The following is a 17,571-nucleotide window of genomic DNA, read 5'->3' as shown; positions in this document are numbered from 1 at the left end:
CGCCCGCTGTACGGGTCACTCCGCCCGCTCTTCGATGGGAGCGACGAAAATACGATCTGCAATCTCGGTTGGCAACTGCTGTGTGGTCCCATCGATATCGACGGTGTACAGCCCGATTGGGAGCGCTGCTGTTACCGTAAGCGTTACTGACGGACGAACGCCCACCTCGTCGAGGTACTCGAGTTCGTCGTCGGTCGCTCGAACGCGTTCGACGCGGACTCGCGTGCCGTCGGCTATCGAGGTGAGCGGCGGCCACGTCGCGGATGTCGGCGGCAGTGAGCCGTCCGGAATCGGATCACCGTGTGGATCGACCGTCGGCTTCCCAATAAATTTCCAGAGCTGTGTCGCGAGCCGATCGCTCAGATGGTGTTCGAGTCGGTCGGCCTCCTCGTGAACCTCGTGCCACTCGTAGCCCAGGCGCTCGACGAGAAACGTCTCGAGAAGCCGGTGATTTCTGACGATTCGCAGGGCGATCGTCTCGCCACGTTCGGTCAGCGTGACCGGGCGGTGTTTCTCCCGAGTGATCAGACCGCGATCGGAAAGCGTCTCGAACATACTCGAGACCGTCGGGGCAGTCACTGCGAGGGCGTCGGCGACGTCGGTGGTCCAGACTGGCTCGTCGGTCTCGGTTTGAAGCTTGTAGATGGCCGTCAGGTAGTCTTCCATAACCGGAGTGATCGGTGCGTCGGCTGCGTTCTCAGTCATCGTCGATCAGTCCGCTATCTGTTCCCGTTCGTCCGGAATCGGTCGAGCTTCCGCAGTCTCCTGCCGTGATTGCACCTTGCCGAGCAGTATTGTTCCGATGTAGATGGCGACGGCGACGAGCACGATTGTGCCGCCGGCAGTCGCCTCGTACTGATACGACAGCGTGATTCCGACGAGGACCGCGAGCTGTGCCAGCACAACCGACGCCAGCAGCGCCTCTTTGAAGCTGCGTGCTACCTGAGCTGCGCTAGCGACGGGAACGACGAGCATCGCAGCGACGAGGATCACGCCCATAATCTGCATCGCGCCGACGACGACCATCGCGGTGAGCATCGCCATGAGGCGGTTGTACCAGGGGACACTAAGCCCTGCAACCCGGGCAGCAGTCTCGTCGAAGGTCACGTACAGCAGTTGTTTGTACGTCAGCGTGACGATCAGCGACACGGCGACGAAGAGCACGACCAGAATAATCGCGTTCTCGCGTGACACTGTCGCCAAGTTTCCGAACAGATACTGATTGATTCCGACCGCCAATCCACCCGTGTTGAGGCTGATCAACACGGCTCCGAGTGCGAACCCCGTCGAGAGAACGATCGCCATCGAGACATCGTTGTAGGCATCCGTGACCTCCGAGATCAACTCGATCGCGAGTGCGGCAACCATTGCGACGACAACTGCCGTGATGTACGGAGAGATACCGGTTCCGAACGTCGCGTTGACGAAGAGACCGACTGCAACGCCCGCAAAGGCAGTGTGTGCCAGTGCATCGCCGATCAGTGCGAGCTGTCGATGCACCAGAAAGGTCCCGATCAGCGGAGCCATGACCGCGATGAGCGCACCGACCAGAAACGCGTGGTGCATGAACGTGTACTCGAGCATTTCGATGCCGAGTTCCTCACCGATTTCTCTAAGCTCGTTGCTCCAGGACTCGATCAGCCAATCGAGTGCGTTGTAGGGAACGCTCGTGACACCAACTGCGGCGTCTGACGTGCTCACGAGACGACCACCTCGTCGTCACGTCGAACGTTCGTCCCGAAAGCACGATCCAGTGCGTCGCTTTCGGCAAACGTGACGGGATCACCGTCGAAGTACAGTTCTCGGTTGAGACAGACCACACGGGACGTATGCTCGATAACGGCCCCGATATCGTGTTCGACCAACAGCACTGTCATCCCGTCATCGTTGAGGTCTCCAAGTAAGTCGAAAAACGCGTCAACGGATTCAGCGTCGACGCCGACTGTCGGTTCGTCAAGGACGAGGAGTTCCGCCTCGCCGGCGAGTGCACGAGCGATATACGCCCGCTGTCGCTGCCCGCCGGAGAGTTGGGTGATCTTTCGGTCAGCGAGGTGATGGATACCCACTGTTTCGAGGGCCTCGTGGGCGCGTTCACGGTCGTCGCTGGTGACGCGTCCGAATCCCGCGTGGGGAAACCGTCCCATCAGGACGACCTCCGCGACGGTGATCGGCATCCGCTTCGTGTTCTCGGTGACGTCCTGTGCGACGTACCCAACCTTCTCACGCTCGGCGAACGCGCGCGCTGGTTGGCCGAGCAGGTCGACGCTCCCACTGTCGGGTTCGTGTAATCCGAGCAGCAGCCGCAACAGGGTGCTCTTCCCGGAGCCGTTGGGGCCGACGATGCCGACGTACTCGCCGCGGTCGACGGTAAGCGAGATGTCCGTGAGGACTGGACTTGCCGTGTACCCAAACGAGACGCCACGCACCGCAACGAGTTCCTCACGGTACTGTTTGGAGTCGTGAGCCATGGCTCGGAATCAGGGTTCGAAGTTGCGACCGTAGTCCTCGAAGCTCACATCCTCCGGTGACTGGACATCGAGGAGGAGACGGAACGTCGGCATATTGACGTTGCGTGCGATATCGAAGTATCCCCAGCCACGGTCGACCCACGACTCAGCCGTCCCAGCATATGGCGTCACCGGGTAGTACGCCTCGACGTCCGTCTGTTCGAGCAGCTGTCGTGCTGGCCGAATCGGTTCGAAGACAGCGGCACCGATGTACTGGATGTCGTTGTCCGCGATTGTCTCCTCCGCACGTTGCATATCCGCCGGACGGACATCGTCGTTGGCGGCGAGATTGACGACGAGCGGTTCGATCGTCGCACCGTATCGCCGCCCCACGTACTCGAACGCGTTGTGTGCGGCCAGGAAGACAATATCGCGTTCGGCCGCGTCGAAGAGCGCTTGCCACTCGTCATCGAGTTCCTCGAGTTCTGCATTGAGATCGGCCGCGTTCGCCGAGAACGCGTCCTCGTGGTCCGGCGCGATTTCGGTTAGTCCGTTGGCGATGTTGTCGACCGACACCATCGCACGTTCGGGATCGAGCCAGAAGTGGGGGTCCTTTGCGCCTTCGACGGCTTCGTCGTCTTCGACGGTATCGGTCAGGTCGAGTAGATCGATCCCCTCTCGAACGTTGATCAGGTGGGTTTCCCGTTCTTCGTCCTGAACGGTATCGATCGCCCGATCAGCCCACGGCTGAAAATCGGGGCCGACATGAATGAACGCGTCTGCATCGGTGATATCGCGCTGAATCGACGGATCCGGCTCCCAGCCGTGGCCGTGCATCCCCGTGGGAACAAGATTCTCGATCGAAACCGGCGTCCCGTCTGCGATCCGTCTGGCGAAGTCAAAGAACGTAAAGAACGACGCGACCGAGACGGTCTGGTCGTCATCGTCGTCCCTACCGCTGAGACAACCTGCAATTCCTGCAAGTGATGCGCTACCTGCTGCCGTAACGAGTCGTCGGCGCGACCAATAGCGGTCGCGGGAACGATGATCGGTCATTACACGTCTCCCTCACCCAACGAACAATATAATTGTTTCTATCTAAAGAAAAGATTAGACTCATCTAATCCCTGTCGACAATGTCAGTACTGATTGTTGTGCCCGTATGAGTCTGCTACTACTGGATACTGTTCGGCTCGTTCCAACACTCACTACTCGATATGCAACAATAGTGCACAGAAATATCGTCGAAACAGCGGAGAGTGACTAGAGTTCAGGAGCTCAATGACCGACTGTAGGTTATGATGACTGACCACGCGCAAAACGCGGTGTCGTAACCACGCGTCGGATTCCGCTGTCTACCGGGCGGGTGTCACCTGGCACGATCGTGCCCGGTAACGGAGATCGTCAACGCAATTCCGTCGCCGTTCGTGTCATGATCACCTCCATCAGCAACCCCAATTTTAGCACTAGCTAACTTAGTTCTTAGCACTAGCTAAAATTCTGTCAATCATGTTGATTTTGACGAGATGATAGACGGCGGGTGAAACAGGGGCATTACTCTCTGCCGAGCGTGTGAAACTCGTCGTTCGGCCGCATCTCGGCGAACATTGCCATCCGGTTGCTCAGGTTGTAGAACCCCGTCACCGCGGCGATGTCCCAGAGCGCCTCCTCGCTGAAGCCGGCGTCGCGGAGTCGCACGAGATCGACCCTCTCGACTTCCGTCGGCCGCTCGGTGAGTTTGACGGCGACGTCGAGCATCGCCCGGTGGGTCTCGTTGATGTCCGCCGTGCGGTAGTTGGCGACCAACTGATCGGCGAGTTGCGGATCCTCGGCGTAGATGCGAACGAGCGCCCCGTGTGCGACGTTACAGTAGTAACAGTGGTTGACGCCGGAGACGGCGACGACGATCATTTCGATCTCCTCGCGCTCGAGCGCGGTGTCCTCGACGAGCACGTCGTGGTACTGGAAGAACGCGCGGAAGTGCGAGGGTTTGTACGCGAACGCGGAGAACACGTTCGGCGTGAACCCGGCCTCCTCGGTTTCGGCTTCGATTCGCTCTTGAAGGTCCTCCGGGAGATCCGCGAAGTCGGGAACGGGGAAGTTGGCCATCGCATCGTCCGCGAGCGTCGGTGTTGCGTTCGTCGCCGAATCGGCGTCGTCGGTGTCGGTCATACCCACCAGTTCACACGTTAGGATAATAACTCACGGCCCTGCTCGCTCGGCCGCACGCCGTCGTCGTCGTTGGCTACTGTTACGGAGGATACCGCGACGGAAATCTGAACTCGCTCCTCGTGCGCTCGGTACGGCGTTTCGTGAAGAAAAACGGACCCTAGCAACGACCGATCCGGCTATCCGGATCGTCTCTCGTCGCGGTCTTCGTCCCGGTCGCCGACAGGGTCCCGTTCGTGGACGTGGCGTCGGTTGCTCATATCGCTGGTTGCGTCCCGATCACTGCTCGTGTTTCTTCCGCGCTCCTCGTCGTTCCCGCGTGACTCTCGGTCCGACGTGTCGGTCCAGTGCCCTCGCTCCGATCGGTGTCCCGCCTGCCGGTACTGGAGCCCGCCACCGGACTGATTCTGCGGCGCAGTTCCCGTCTCCGATCCCGAGCGATCGCCCTCGTCGAGCGAGCGCGCGTCTCGTCTCCTGGTTCGACGGTCACGTTGACTGCGCTGTGGATGTGGCCGCCGCTGCGGATCGGACGTTGCCGCCGGTTCGCGCCGAGATCGCTGTTCCTCTGGCGGTTCCCGGGACTGACGCTGTTCTCGGCGCTGTCCTTTCGCCTGTCTCTGTCCTCGGGTGCGTTCCTGACGCCCTTCCCGATTGCTCCCTCGCTCCGGCACTCGATCCGATTCCCACTCCGACTCTCGATTCGGCAGTCGACGAGTTCGGCCTGGCTCCTGACTGTGCCGTTCCGCTCCTCGGTGCTGGCGCTCGTCGCCACCGCGCCGGGGTTCCGGCGCGGACTGCCGGCGCTCGTCACCTTTTCGCCGAGGTTCCGGCTCGGGCTGCTGTTGCGATGTCGACTCCCGGACCCCCTGGCTACGCTGGTGCCGGCCCGCCGTCGCCTGTCCCTGCCGGGGTCCCTGTTCCCTCCGTCGAGTATTCTGCGTACGATTTCCCTGCAGTCTGTCGTCGGGGGCACCCGGCTGCTCTCGCCGTGTCATCGACCGATTGCGACCTCGGCGGTCCGGTTCCGAGTCCGGGGGCCGCTGTCGGTGCTCCGGTGCCTGTTCCTGTGGCTGTGCACGATGCGATCGGCTCGACTCACTCGTACTGAACTCGGGTTGGGCTCGGTGGCTGCGACGCTGAGGGGGGTCATCGTGTCCGCCGACGCGTCGCTGTTGTGGTTCGGGTTGGGGGTGGTGACTCCGCTGGTGCTGTGACTCGGGTTGTCGGCGCTGATCGCGCCGTTGGGAGTCCCGCCGATCGGCCCCTCGCTCGCGGCGAACTCGTTCTCGACCGCCTTCGCGAGATCGGTCCGGCTGTCGGGCCTCACCACCGTATTCGAGCGATCCTGTGTCTTGTACGTTCGTTTCGAACTGACTGTGCTGATCCGGCTGTCGAGACCGGCCGTGCTGGTCCGATCGGCCCGCCGGCTCCGGGCGACGACCCGGCTCGTTCTCGGGCATCCGCCGCTGTCGTTGTTGCTGCGACGGTTGTTGTCGGGTTTGGCGTCGTCCGCGTGAATTGTCTCGATCCAACTGTTCCGACTGCCTCGAGTGCTGTGACTGCTGAGGAGGCTGCCGGCGCGACTGCTGGGATCGCCGTTGCTGTGATTGCCGCTGAGGCTGTCGCTGCCGCGTGGTCTCTCGGGGGCGTTCCTGTCGTCGGCCTTCTCGCCGGCCGCGGTCAGTCTCGCCCCGCCGGTCGTGGCGGGCTTCACCGCCGTACTCGAGCGTGTCTGCGTCCCGAACATCCGTTTCGAACCCTCGTCGATGGTCGCTCCGGGAGCGAGAGCGGTTTCGGCCCGAATCCGACGACCGCGTTCGCCCCTGTTCGTACTGCCGAATATCACCACGAGGGCGTTGTTCTCCGAACCGTCCTCGTTCCCGTCGGTCACGTCGGTTCGATGACTGGCGGCGCTCGTCATCCTGGGGCCGCTGGCTCCGTTCTTGCCGCGATTGACGGTCCCGCACCCGGCGTTGGTACTCCTCACGAGTCTCCTCACGGGCTGGGCGCTCGTCTCGGTCCGTGGTCGGGCGCTCCTGTTCGCGTTCGTCCGTCCGTCGGTGTCGGCGTTCGTTGCGGTCGTTCATGGGTCTTGATCGTGTGAAACGGGACTGAATTTCGGTCGTCCGTCACTGTGCGACGCATGCGTCCGCCGACTGCAGTCCGTCCGTCGGCGGTGCTATGCAGATCGTGCAGATAAATCCTGAGCGTGCGTAAGCGTGCATCCCTCCCATCGGCTCGTAGCCCGCCAACGGCTCCCGCTCGCGGCCGAGACGGACCGTTCCGCTATCGTTTTCCGCCATCCTCGAGTGGCTCACGTATGGACAGCGCACTCGTCATCGGTGGGACGCGCTTTATCGGCCGACAGCTCGTGTCCGACCTGCTCGACCACGGCTACGACGTGACGCTCCTCAATCGTGGCACGCACGAAAATCCCTTCGTCGACGAGGACCGCGTCGATCACATCGACGGCGACCGGACGAACGACTCCGCGCTCGAGGCCGCGGCGATGACCGCCGATCCCGACGCCGTCTTCGACTGCGTCGCCTACCAGCCACGAGACGTTCAGGCAGCGACGCGAATCTTCGCGGACTGTGCGGCCTACGTCTACATCTCGAGCGGCGCAGCCTACGGCCGCGAGGACATCCCCAAGCGAGAAACCGAGACGCCGCTCGAGCCCTGTAGTCAGGAGGAAGCGACCGACGACACCATGGCGACCTACGGCAAGCGCAAAGCGGAGGGTGATCGCGCGATCGCAGCCGCTGCCGAGCGCGGCGTAAACGCCATGTCCGTCCGCCCGTGCATCGTCTACGGTCCGCACGACTACACCGCACGCCTGGACTTCTGGATCGACCGCGTGAACCGCTTCGACCGCATTCTCGTCCCGGGGGACGGCACCAACGTCTGGCACCGCGCCTACGTCGACGACGTTGCCAGCGCGCTCCGACTCGTCGCCGAACGCGGCGCTGCCGGCGAGGCGTACAACGTCGGCGACCGCCGCCTCGTCACGATAGAGGAGATGATCGATCTGATCGCCGACGCGCTGGAGACGACCGTCGACGTCGTCCACGCCGGCCCGCGCGAACTCGCCGCCGCCGAGATCGAACTCGCTGACTATCCGCTCTATCGCGAGTACCCGCACATCCTCTCGACGGCGAAGCTCGCCGAACTCGGCTGGGAGTCGACACCCCTCGAAACGGCGATGGACCAGTCCGTCGAGGACCACCTCGCAAGCGACCGAACGGGACGTGAGAACGGGCCGGACCGCGACGCCGAAGCGCGAGTTCTAGAAATTCTCGACACGGTCTGACACTGCCGAGTGCAGTACGGACAGCGAGACGGATCGGCGGGCGGTCGTGTCGGCTCGCAATTGTCGCGGCTGTCGCGGATACCGAGGACGCCACGGATGTCACGGATGTCAAGGAAAAACACGTATATCCCGTGGGTGAATCAGGGCAACTATGTTCGAGAAGTCGACGTGGATCCGCCTGCCGCGAAACGTCGTCGTCGGGCACGGCGTCCGGTCGTCGGTCGTCGAGGTCGTCGACGAACTCCACCTGCAGGGCCGACCGCTCCTCGTCACGAGTCCGACGCCGCGAGCGGTCGCGGCGGAACCGGTCGCCGCCGATTTCGAGGCCGCGGGGATCGATCCCGCAATCGTCACGATCGAGTCCGCGACGTTCGAATCCGTCGAAACCGTCATCGAGGCCGCCGAGGCTGAGGCCGCTTCCTATCTCATCGGCGTCGGCGGCGGCAAGGCGATCGATATCGCGAAGATGGCGAGTCACCACCTCGACATGGGGTTTCTCTCGGTGCCGACGGCGGCAAGCCACGACGGGATCGTGAGTAATCGCGGCTCGGTCCCGGATGGCGATACGCGCCACAGCGTCGCGGCCGAACCGCCGCTGGCGGTCGTCGCCGACACCGAGGTCCTGGCCGAAGCCCCCTGGGAGCTGACGACCGCCGGCTGCGCCGACATCATCTCGAACTACACGGCGGTGATGGACTGGCGGCTCGCAAAGCGGCTCAAGAACGTCGAGTTCTCCGAGTACGGGGCCGCGCTCTCTGAGATGACCGCGGAAATCCTCGTGGACAACGCCGATCACGTCCGGCCCGGGCTCGAAGAATCCGCCTGGGTCGTAACGAAGGCGCTCATGTCCTCCGGCGTCGCGATGAGTATCGCCGGCTCCTCGCGGCCGGCGAGCGGGGCCGAACACCTCTTCTCACACCAACTCGACCGACTGGCACCGGAGGCGGCGCTGCACGGCCACCAGGTCGGCGTCGGTTCGATCATGACCGCCTATCTGCACGGCGGCGAACACGGCATCTGGCGGGATATCCGCGACGCCCTCGACAGCATCGACGCCCCGACGACCGCAGCTGAACTCGGGCTCGACGACGAAACCGTACTCGAGGCGCTGACGACGTGCCACGAGATTCGCGACCGCTATACGATCCTCGGGAACGGCATGGACGAGCGAGCGGCTCGCGAGGTGGCGACGAAAACGGGCGTGATCGACTGAGAACGAAGCGGGCCGTCCGTTACCCGAGATCGGCGCGTCGGAACCGCCAGATCCCGAGCCCGAGCGGAACGACCACCCAGGCAACGAGGATCACGAGCATGAACCACTCCTGCAGGTAGAACACGTCGAATCCGGATCCAACCAGCCCGGGAAACTGTTCAGCCGGGAACGCAAGCCCCAATCCGTTGAGGTAGGCACCCGTCGGGCTCAGACTGAAGATGAACTCGAGATGAGAATCGGCGTAGCTCAGCCCCAATTCCTCGAAGACGAACCGGGCCATGTATTCGGGTCCGATCGGCAGGAAGTTCCAGATGATATTGAAGACGAAGAAGAAGCCGATCGCACCGCCCATCGCTCGCGACCGGCTCGCGGTGGCCGCCGAAATCGCGACGGCGATGGAGACGTACGCGAGCGCATACAGGAGCGTGAGAGCGACGAAAACGGCGTAATCGCCGTACTCAACGCTCATCTCCGGAACGAGCGTCCATGCGGCGACGAGGCCGATTGCGAACGAGGCGAGCAACGCGCCGCTCACGACGCTGACCCGGGAAAGCAGCTTGCCGAGGACCACGTCTGTCCGCGAAACCGGTAAACTCAGCTGGTACCTGACGCTCCCCGACTCCCGCTCGCCGGCGACCGAGAGGTACGCTGCGACGAGCGCGACGAGCGGGATGAGTAACACCCCGCCGATCGTCGCGAGACTGAGCATAATGCGGTAGAAACTCGGATTCATGCTGTTGCTCTGCCCCCAGTAAAACAGGAGCATAAACAGCACATATAGCGCGACCGGAACCCAGATGAGTTTGGCGCGCCGAACATCCAGGAGATCCCGTTTGGCGACCGAAATCGCGTTCATGCGGTCACCTCCTGCTTGCGTGTGTCGCTCTCCCCGGTCGAGCCAGTCGAGTCACGTGATCCGGCGTGTGCGGTACCACCGGTATACTGGTTGAACAACTCCTCGAGAGAGGTGTCCGTCGAGTGGATATCCGTCACGGTCGTTCGCTGGTCGAGGGCGCGAGCCACGTCGATTTTCACGCTTGGATCGGCGCAGACGGCCGTCACGACGCCATCTTCGACGGTCGTTTGTTGGACACCGTCGATGGCGTCGAGCGCGGGCATCTCAAGGTCCACGGAGGGTTCGGCTTCGAATTCGAGCTCAATTGTCGCTCCGCCGGTCGCCTCATCTCGCAGGCCGTCGATGCTGTCCAGGGCGACGAGTTCGCCCTCGTTCATGATTCCGACGCGGTCGCAGACGGCCTCGACTTCCGAGAGGATGTGACTCGAGAAGAAGACGGCCGTCCCCGAGTCAGCCTCCGCACGGAGCAGGTTCCGCATGTCCTGGATGCCGGTCGGATCGAGACCGGAGGACGGTTCGTCGAGAATCAGTAACTCGGGCTCGCCGACGAGCGCCATGCCGAGGCCGAGTCGCTGGCGCATCCCCTTCGAGAACCCACCGGTCGGTCGGTCGGCGTCCTCGAGGATGCCGACGCGCTCGAGAACCGCATCAACGTCCGTATCCGCGCGCTTCGTTTCGGCGACCCACTCGACGTGTTCGCGGGCCGTGAGCCGCTCGTAGAGGGTTGCGCCCTCCGGAAGCACGCCGATGCGTTCGCGGATCGCTTCCGTCTCCGTCTGGGCGTCGTATCCGAGCACCGTCGCGGTTCCCGAGGAGGGGCGGACGAAGTCGAGGAGCATGTTGATCGTCGTCGACTTTCCGGCTCCGTTCGGACCGAGGAAGCCGAATATCTCCCCTTCGCCGACCGTTAGATCGAGGCCATCGACGGCGAGGACGGTTTCTCCGTATCGTTTCGTCAGGGCGGTCGTTTCGATAGCGGGCACAGTCGACCATTCAGCGAATATCTTGTAACTCTTTCTAAAAGATTCGCTATGTATCACGTTGTGCTGCTGGCGACAGATTGGCGTCAGATGGCGGACGCGACGCTTGTAGTACTGTGGGCCGTGACGGTCCGAGAAGGACGAAGGCACGCCGACTACATCGGTCGTGAACACCAATCCGATGCGGGAGGGGGCCGCTGGGGCGTCTCCCATCCCCAACCGTCCGCCGTGGCTCTGCCACCGGTGTCTCGATCAGACGTGCTCGTCGAGGAACTCGGCGATGGCGGAGTAGGCTTCGATGCGGTTTTCGAGCTTCGAGAACCCGTGTCCCTCGTCGTCGAAGACGAGTTTTCGAACCGGGACGCCCTGTTCGCCGGCCCGATCCGCGATCTGTTCGGCCTCCCCGACCGGAACCCGCGGATCGTTCTCGCCGTGGAGGACGAACAGTGGGGCCGCGATATCCTCGATGTTGTTCGTCGGGGAAATCTCCGCCAAGAACTCGCGATCCTCGGCCAGGCTCCCGTACTCGGCCTCACGGAGTTCGCGCCGCCAGTCGCCGGTGTTCTCGAGGAACGTGACGAAGTTGGCGATGCCGACGATATCGATGCCGGCGGCCCAGAGTTCGGGATACGTGGTCAGCGAAGCGAGGACCATGAAGCCGCCGTAGGAACCGCCTTTCGCGATGATGCGGTCGGGATCGACGGCGGGATGGTCTTGCAGCCACTCGACGCAGGCCTTGATGTCGGCGACCGAATCCATGCGGTTCTCGACGTCGTCGAGGGCCGCGTAGTCGGCCCCGTAGCCGGCCGAACCGCGGACGTTCGGCTCGAAGTAGGCGTAGCCCCGATCGAGGAAGTACTGCTTGACGCTCGAGAAGGAGGGGCGGCGCTGGCTCTCGGGGCCGCCGTGGATGTCGACGATAACGGGCGTCTCGCCGGCACCGTCGCTACTCTCTGCACTGGCGCTTCGACCGTCCGGAAGCGTGACGAATCCCGGCACTTCGAGCCCGTCGAAACTCTCGACGTGAACCAGTTCGGACTCGTCGAACGTCTCGCGCGGGATGCCCGCTGTCGGCGCATCCGTCCACCGTTCGGCCTCGCCGGACTCGATGTCGACGACGAAGACGTTCGTGTTGACCGTATCCCCGGTCGTCGACAGCGCGAACCGCTCCGCGTCCGGACCGAAGCTTACGCCGCCCGACACGCCGCCCGGCAGGTCGGGCGCGGGGAACTCCTCGAACGCCGTCGGGTCGTCCGCACTGAACTCGCCGACGGTGAGTTCGGTGTACCCCTCGACGTTCTGGGAGTACACGAACCGCCCGGTTTCGTCGTCCAGCGCGATGCCGTCGACGTTCCACTCGTCCGCGACGACATTCTCGAGTTCACCCGAGGCGATGTCGAGGTAGGCAAGTGAGAGGGTGTCGGCGTCGCCGCGGTCCGTGACGAGGTAGATCCCCTCGCCGTCGGGTGCCCAACTCGCACTTTGATAGCGAACGTCGCCCTCGTGTGGCGTGAGGTGCTCGAGTTCGGTCGTCTCGAGGTCGAGAACGTACAGGTCCTGGTCGAAGTTCGAGTAGGCCTGGGAGACGAGCAGTCGGGAGTCATCCGGGCTCCAGCCGGCGAGCGAGAGCCAGCCGTCGCCCTCGTGGAGAAGGGTTGCATCGTTCCCATGTTCGTCTCGGTGCTGGACGTACACGTCGAAGACGGCCTCGTCGCGGCGATTCGACGTGAACGCGAACCGCTCGCCGTCGTGGCTCCAGCCGCCCCAGCGGTGCTTGGCGTCGGGCATCGCCGTCAGGTTCTCGATTTCACCCGTCTCGGCGTCGAGTCGGAAGAGTTGGGCGCGCTCGTTTCCGCCCTCGTCCATTCCGAAGATCAGTTCCGGGCGCTCCGGGGACCACGAGGCGAACGTAACGCGCTCGTCGGCGAACGTCCGTTGCTGGGGCCACTCGCGCGGGCCGTCGAGTGTCCAAACCTGCGGGGTCCCGGTCGTGTCCATCAGAAACGAGAGTTCGTCGCCGTCGGGGCCGAACGAGACGCCGTACGCGCTGCGAATGTTGAGATAGCGATCGATGTCGTAGGCTGCCATAGCAGACGGTGCGTGTGGCGGGCCGGTAGTCGTTTGGGTTCCGGAGACGGGCCCCGAGAGTAGCCAGTGACTACCATCATTTCAAAATCGAAACTGCCACGGCATCCGCCGTACCCACCGTAGTCTCCGCCGAAACGGGCGGCTATTTCCGTTTACGTTCAGTTTCAACTGCGCTCGAATCGAGTGCCTGGCAGGCGCTGATACTGTAGCCCTAGCATACGCATTGACATCCCCTGGTCCGTTGCCCACCGAATTGCTGTGCTTAACAAAGGCTACACAGGGGGAGCAACGACCAATGACTAGCGCGGACGAAACCGGCGAACCAACTACCGAGGGGAACGGTTCAGTTGGGATGCTCGTGGTCACGATTCTGGTCGTTCTCGTCGCGTTCGGGATGACTGTCGCTGTCGTCGGTCCGGAACTAGGCGGTGGAGACGGTGACCCCTCGACAGGAAGTGGATTCGGCGTCCTTGAGACGAACGGCGACGACAACGGAGCCAGCGATGCATCGACGAGCGATAGTGGATCGTCCACACCGAACTCGGACGAGCGGGAAGGAGACGAAAACGGGTTCTCGATGGGGTCTGGTGAGGATGGAGATGACGAAGATTCAGATGACGAAGATTCAGATGACGAAGGTTCGGATGATGAAGACGCGGATGACGAGGATACAGAGGACGAGGAGGAAGGTGACGAAGATTCGGATAGCGAGGACGGGGATGAAAACGGAGAGGGCGACGACCAAGAGACCAGTGATGAAGACGATGAGACGAGCGAAGAGGNGACGAAGATTCGGATAGCGAGGACGGGGATGAAAACGGAGAGGGCGACGACCAAGAGACCAGTGATGAAGACGATGAGACGAGCGAAGAGGGGGACGAGGATGAAAGCGAGGAAGACAGTGATGACAGTGATAGTGAAGGTGAAGATGAAGATGAAGATGCGGATGACGACGGTGAGGATGAAAACGAGAATGGTGACGGAGAGGATGAGGACGAAGATGACGGTGACGACGGGGACACCGGCAACGAGGGGACCGGCGACGAAACAGAAGGCGAGAGCGACAGCACCGACGCTGAAACGGACGGTGCAGACGAAACCGGCGAGGCGGAGACACCCAGCAACTCACGATCCAATGAGGACAGTTTTACGGACCGACTTGACTCGGCTATTGAGGGCACGATGAACGATCTTCGCAGAAACATCGCTGACGAGAACAGCGACGAATGAGACTGTTGATACTGCCGGACAAAAGTCAGTGAACACTCGATCGCGTCTCACGGATTGTCGCTCATGGCGACGACCGTTCGAGTGCGATCGACGTGTGAATAGTTTTGTCCGGCAGTATGAGCAACAGTCCATGAATACCCGATCGTGGCTTTCGGGCCGTCGCCGCGGGGGCAGCCATTCGCAGCCGATTAGTTACTGAACCTGTTATTCATCTATTCCTCTATTCATCAGCGCTGGCGAAAGCGGGAGTGCTCACTGGTCTCTGTCCCCCGACTCGTCGCGTATCTAACTCGAACTCAGGCGACTGCCAGGTTTCCCAGTGGTCCTCGTTTTCGGGCTCCCCGAGGGTGTGCAGGACTTCCACCCTGAGCGTGTACATCCCCTTCGGAACCGGCCGCGTATTATCGCTTTCTCCGGCCTGCGTCAGTCCCATCCACGGGAACTCGTAGTACGTATCTGGACTATCGCTTCGCGAGAGGTACCGATCTTCCATCACGAGATACTCGTGCCCGCGCTTCTGATCAACCGCGTATATCCGCATCTCACGCGGGAAGTGCCCGAAGAACGCCTCGACGATCGGATAGTCACCTTCCGCAACGGTGAACTCGTGGCCTTCCCCGACCGGTTCAGTGATCGGATTTCCGTCTTCATCTTCACCGACGATCGCCGATACCCGCGGTTCTTGCTCGACGAACTCGTCGACACTCTCGTAGTATCCGAACAGTGGGAGTTCGCGATAGTCTCCATCGTAACCGGCGTACGGAACCCGAAGCGTCGCCGCGGTCTCGTCCGCCGGGTCAAACTCGATGTAGCCGCCGTACTGGTGATTCGGAAGTCCAAGTGCGGGCGCAGTCAGGCGGACATCGACTTCCGCAGTTCCACCTGCTGGCACCGTGACAGTCTCCGGCGCTTCGAGCGTGCTTCCAGCTCCATAAAACGACGGCGCGAACGTGTTGCCCGCAGTACCGATCGTGCCGACGTGACCGATCGAATAGACGAGTTCCTCGTCACCATCGTTTCGAATCGTCACTGTGGCGTCGGTTCCGGACCCGTCACCAACAGCGATCTGTCCCGGAGACACTCGTTGAGTGGCTTCAATCGCCTCGTCGATCTGAATCATTCCAGCACCTTGCCGGAAGCTATGATCCAGACCGAGATCCGGCGCGAGCGACCACGGCGAGGGTTCGGCCGTATTCTGGAGCCGATCGCGTACCTCGACCGGATCGAGATCCGGCTCGGATTCACACAACAGTGCGACTGCGCCAGCGACGTGCGGGGCGCTCATCGACGTTCCCGATAACATCGCGTACCCGTCTAGCGCCAGTGGATACGTGGAGGTAATCAAGCCCCCCGGTGCTGTGACGCTCGGGCCGAACTCGAGTTCAACATCCTGCCCGTACGAACTGAAATCCGACAACAGGCCGCCGTTCGGATTCGGAACGGTCGCTGCGTCGCTTGTGAACTCGAGCGAGACGTCGGTCCCGTCTTCGAGGAGCGTCGCGAGCGATTGACCGTCGGTATCGCTGATCCCGGCACTCCAGACGCCGTCGACACCGGCGTCTTGGACCGTCCCCGAGAAGAGTCCCGAGACGTTATTGTAGATTACGACGCCCGTGGCACCGGCTTCGACGGCGTTCAGGTACTTCTGTGCGAACGAACAGTGGCCGCGCTCGATCAGGGCGACATGGCCCTCGGGGAACTCGTCGAAATCACTGCTATCACAGCCGAAGTAACCGCTTTCACCCTCGAGTTCACTCGCGCTGGGGAGCGCTAGTGGCGCAGATTCGCCCTCGGTCGGGGGCCGTTCTGCGCCGGTCATCTCGAGGTACGGGACCGGCTCTGCACGGTGGTCGACGCCGAAAAGTTGCGCTTCGAGGTGGGTGTTCTCGGCACTAGCGACGCTAATGATATCGTGACCGTTCGCCGGCGCACTCATGCTCCAGGTGCCAAGCCCGCCGTCGTTGCCGGCGGAGTTGACGACGACGACACCCTGTGCGGCGAGTTCGTTACTTGCTGCTGTCGTCGGGTATTCCTGCCCCCACGCCAGCGTTGCCCCGAGTGACATGTTTATGACATCCATGCCGTCTTCGTAGGCGTCCTCGAGAGCCGCGACGATGATGTCGGCTGAACTCGAGCCGACGTCGAATATCTTGTACGCGCCGAGTGCTGTCTCGGGGGCGACGCCGGAGACGCCGTCTTCGGCTGCTGCATCTGCACCGACGATTCCGGCGACGTGGGTCCCGTGTCCCTGTCTGTCCATCGGGTCGGGGTTCGGGTTCGGTTCCGAGGGAGCCGGGTCGCTAGCATCGAAGCCTTCGCCAACGTAGTTCCAGCCGTGGCTGATTCGGGGATGGTGTTCGCCGTCGGGGTCGGTGAGGGTCCGGTCGTGCTCGGCGACAGCAGTATACGTCTCGTTTTGGTTTCCACTGCCGCCGAGGTCCGGATGATTGTAATCGATGCCCGTGTCGACGACTGCAACGCGTTGACCGGCACCGGAGTATCCGAGTTCGGACTGGGCGGTCGCAGCACCGGTCATTGCGAGTGCGGTGTCGAGCGCTGGCGATGCGTCTTCGGGCTCGGGATGGTCGACGATCGCAACCGGATACACCGCGTTGACGCTCTCAAACGTGCTTACCGTGATGGCGGTCGCTAGATCGGCGTCGACTGATAAGCCGTTCCACAGCGTGGTGTAATCGAACTGCTCCGTAAACTGGGCCTCTTCCCGACGAGCCTGTGCGCGCAGATTCGCTCGTTCGGACGCGTGAGCGTGCACACTGCCGCCGCGAGCGGTCGGCGGTGCGTCTAACTCGACGAACCATCGATTTCGTGCCCACCGATCCGGGAGGTCATCGCGACTCTCCCACGGTGGGGAGCGTTCCGGATCGACCGACAGATCGTCTCTCGAGTTCGCGTCGGCGAGCGCTGTTCCCGAAAAAACCGCACCGAGGCCGACCATACTGGCGAGTTTCAGCGTCGTTCGTCTATCGATTCGATGCTCGTCTCCCACATGAGAGTTATCACCTACCATGGTTCTCCGAGCGGCGGTGGACCGTCGAACGTGTGTTCTCAGACCGCTGAGACGGCCGACCGATTCTCGATCCGGTATCGGTCAGTCAATCGCGTTCTCGGTTAATCTTCCCTGATAGTCGCCGCTCAGTGAAATTGTATGAAAGAATACACTCGTTACTCTAGTGGAATAGGAAATAGATTCCGGTAATTCCCATAACCGGCTGCTGGCTATCCAGTTGCGAAACCCGGCGATCCGCATACTGTCGGGC

Annotated in this window: 12 protein-coding genes and 1 pseudogene; 2 read left to right on the top strand and 11 right to left on the bottom strand. The window is 62.3% G+C overall.

Translation table 11 applies throughout. The features are described 5' to 3' along the window. Window positions 1-15: 15 nt before the first annotated feature. The 7 genes and pseudogenes from C484_RS08110 to C484_RS08080 form a co-directional block, all read right to left on the bottom strand. The gene (locus C484_RS08110) at window positions 16-705 is read right to left on the bottom strand and encodes a metal-dependent transcriptional regulator (protein ID WP_006825457.1); all 690 of its coding nucleotides are present in this window, start codon (window positions 703-705) and stop codon (window positions 16-18) included. Between the two features lie 6 nt (window positions 706-711). Continuing rightward, the gene (locus C484_RS08105) at window positions 712-1,701 is read right to left on the bottom strand and encodes a metal ABC transporter permease (protein WP_006825456.1); all 990 of its coding nucleotides are present in this window, start codon (window positions 1,699-1,701) and stop codon (window positions 712-714) included. Then, window positions 1,698-2,375 (bottom strand): annotated as a pseudogene (locus C484_RS08100) (metal ABC transporter ATP-binding protein); the annotation flags it as partial. The pseudogene C484_RS08100 and the gene C484_RS08105, both read right to left, overlap by 4 nt. Window positions 2,376-2,477: 102 nt before the next feature. Then, entirely contained in the window at window positions 2,478-3,503 is a 1,026-nt protein-coding gene (locus tag C484_RS08095) for a metal ABC transporter substrate-binding protein (RefSeq protein WP_006825454.1), read from the bottom strand. 498 nt (window positions 3,504-4,001) lie between these two features. Next, on the bottom strand, window positions 4,002-4,619 hold the full coding sequence (locus C484_RS08090; protein ID WP_006825453.1) for a peroxidase-related enzyme: 618 nt from the start codon (window positions 4,617-4,619) through the stop codon (window positions 4,002-4,004). Window positions 4,620-4,872: 253 nt separating this feature from the next. After that, window positions 4,873-5,427: a hypothetical protein gene (locus C484_RS08085; protein WP_006825452.1), complete on the bottom strand. Its 555-nt coding sequence runs from the start codon at window positions 5,425-5,427 to the stop codon at window positions 4,873-4,875. 180 nt (window positions 5,428-5,607) lie between these two features. Beyond that, complete coding sequence (locus tag C484_RS08080) at window positions 5,608-6,603, bottom strand: hypothetical protein (RefSeq protein WP_169332874.1); 996 nt, start codon at window positions 6,601-6,603, stop codon at window positions 5,608-5,610. 333 nt (window positions 6,604-6,936) lie between these two features. On the opposite strand from C484_RS08080, the gene C484_RS08075 reads away from it, so the two are divergent. Then, window positions 6,937-7,926 carry an NAD-dependent epimerase/dehydratase family protein gene (locus C484_RS08075; protein ID WP_006825450.1) on the top strand — a complete coding sequence of 330 codons (990 nt, stop codon included), beginning with the start codon at window positions 6,937-6,939 and terminating at the stop codon, window positions 7,924-7,926. A gap of 151 nt (window positions 7,927-8,077) precedes the next feature. Then, window positions 8,078-9,139, top strand: coding sequence for an NAD(P)-dependent glycerol-1-phosphate dehydrogenase (locus C484_RS08070; RefSeq protein WP_006825449.1), 1,062 nt, complete (start codon window positions 8,078-8,080; stop codon window positions 9,137-9,139). A gap of 19 nt (window positions 9,140-9,158) precedes the next feature. On the opposite strand, the gene C484_RS08065 is transcribed toward C484_RS08070, so the two are convergent. The 4 genes from C484_RS08065 to C484_RS24600 all read right to left on the bottom strand — a co-directional run bounded on the left by C484_RS08065 (window position 9,159) and on the right by C484_RS24600 (window position 17,300). Beyond that, the gene (locus C484_RS08065; protein ID WP_006825448.1) at window positions 9,159-9,995 is read right to left on the bottom strand and encodes an ABC transporter permease subunit; all 837 of its coding nucleotides are present in this window, start codon (window positions 9,993-9,995) and stop codon (window positions 9,159-9,161) included. Then, the gene (locus tag C484_RS08060; protein ID WP_006825447.1) at window positions 9,992-10,978 is read right to left on the bottom strand and encodes an ABC transporter ATP-binding protein; all 987 of its coding nucleotides are present in this window, start codon (window positions 10,976-10,978) and stop codon (window positions 9,992-9,994) included. Before C484_RS08060 ends, C484_RS08065 begins: the two co-directional genes overlap by 4 nt. A 249-nt stretch (window positions 10,979-11,227) precedes the next feature. Then, complete coding sequence (locus C484_RS08055; RefSeq protein ID WP_006825446.1) at window positions 11,228-13,063, bottom strand: S9 family peptidase; 1,836 nt, start codon at window positions 13,061-13,063, stop codon at window positions 11,228-11,230. Between the two features lie 1,450 nt (window positions 13,064-14,513). Continuing rightward, window positions 14,514-17,300 carry a S8 family serine peptidase gene (locus tag C484_RS24600; protein ID WP_275040114.1) on the bottom strand — a complete coding sequence of 929 codons (2,787 nt, stop codon included), beginning with the start codon at window positions 17,298-17,300 and terminating at the stop codon, window positions 14,514-14,516. Window positions 17,301-17,571: the final 271 nt, after the last annotated feature.

The sequence above is a fragment of the Natrialba taiwanensis DSM 12281 genome, from assembly GCF_000337595.1.
Lineage (GTDB): Archaea > Halobacteriota > Halobacteria > Halobacteriales > Natrialbaceae > Natrialba > Natrialba taiwanensis.
The sequence above is the reverse complement of the archived record's forward strand: the minus strand, read 5'-3'. Positions and strand labels throughout refer to the sequence as shown.

Coding starts and splice junctions, on each gene's coding strand:
- C484_RS08110 (WP_006825457.1), bottom strand. CDS start 705: ATGACTGAGAACGCAGCCGACGCACCGATCACTCCGGTTATGGAAGAC.
- C484_RS08095 (WP_006825454.1), bottom strand. CDS start 3,503: ATGACCGATCATCGTTCCCGCGACCGCTATTGGTCGCGCCGACGACTC.
- C484_RS08070 (WP_006825449.1), top strand. CDS start 8,078: ATGTTCGAGAAGTCGACGTGGATCCGCCTGCCGCGAAACGTCGTCGTC.
- C484_RS08055 (WP_006825446.1), bottom strand. CDS start 13,063: ATGGCAGCCTACGACATCGATCGCTATCTCAACATTCGCAGCGCGTAC.
- C484_RS08075 (WP_006825450.1), top strand. CDS start 6,937: ATGGACAGCGCACTCGTCATCGGTGGGACGCGCTTTATCGGCCGACAG.
- C484_RS08065 (WP_006825448.1), bottom strand. CDS start 9,995: ATGAACGCGATTTCGGTCGCCAAACGGGATCTCCTGGATGTTCGGCGC.
- C484_RS08090 (WP_006825453.1), bottom strand. CDS start 4,619: ATGACCGACACCGACGACGCCGATTCGGCGACGAACGCAACACCGACG.